The 618-nt window shown below is 34.3% G+C and carries 1 protein-coding gene; it reads left to right on the top strand.

Annotated features, from left to right (window positions below; genetic code table 11):
- Positions 1–19: 19 nt before the first annotated feature.
- On the top strand, positions 20–595 hold the full coding sequence (locus ACFI34_RS18750) for a hypothetical protein (protein WP_462674595.1): 576 nt from the start codon (positions 20–22) through the stop codon (positions 593–595).
- The last annotated feature ends 23 nt before the right edge of the window (positions 596–618 follow it).

Here is a 618-nt window from a genome sequence, read left to right as displayed (position 1 = left end):
GATACGTTTAGGATGTTTCATGAGTACATTAGTAGCTGTTAAAAAAAATGGATATGCAACTATTGCATGTGATTCACTTTCTACGGATGGTTCAATTACGGTTTGTCCTGAAAATAAAATAAATAATCATAAATTCTTTAAACACGGCGATTCATTTATTGGATTAGTTGGTTGGAGTAACTTCAATGATATTTTAGAAAACATCTTAAAAGATGAATCAACTGAATTAGAGTTCTCCAACAGATCTACAATATTCAATTCACTTTTAAATATTCACCAGAAAATGAAAGATGAATATTTCATTGAAACTAATGAGGATGACGATCAACCTGTCGAATCATCACAAATGTATGGTTTAGTTGTAAGCCCGTATGGAATATTCGAGTTTGATAGCTATCGTGGTGTTGATGAGTATTCGAAATATTGGGCTTTAGGCTCCGGTAGGCGCTACGCTTTAGGATCTTTGCATAGTACCTATGATAGTGAAAAAACATCCGAAGAAATTGCTATTGCCGCAGTAAAAGCTAGTTGTAGCTTCGATGATGGTTCCGCATTACCAGTGTTATTTGAGACGATAGAGTTAAAAAACGTATAACAAGAGACTATGGCGTCAATAGT

This window comes from Pseudoalteromonas sp. PSi26, assembly GCF_054960575.1.
Note: the sequence above shows the minus strand (reverse complement) of the source record. Positions and strands in the feature narration are given on the sequence as shown.

What these genes read in the sequence shown, in the direction of transcription:
- ACFI34_RS18750 (WP_462674595.1), top strand. Translation starts at nt 20, where the DNA reads ATGAGTACATTAGTAGCTGTTAAAAAAAATGGATATGCAACTATTGCA.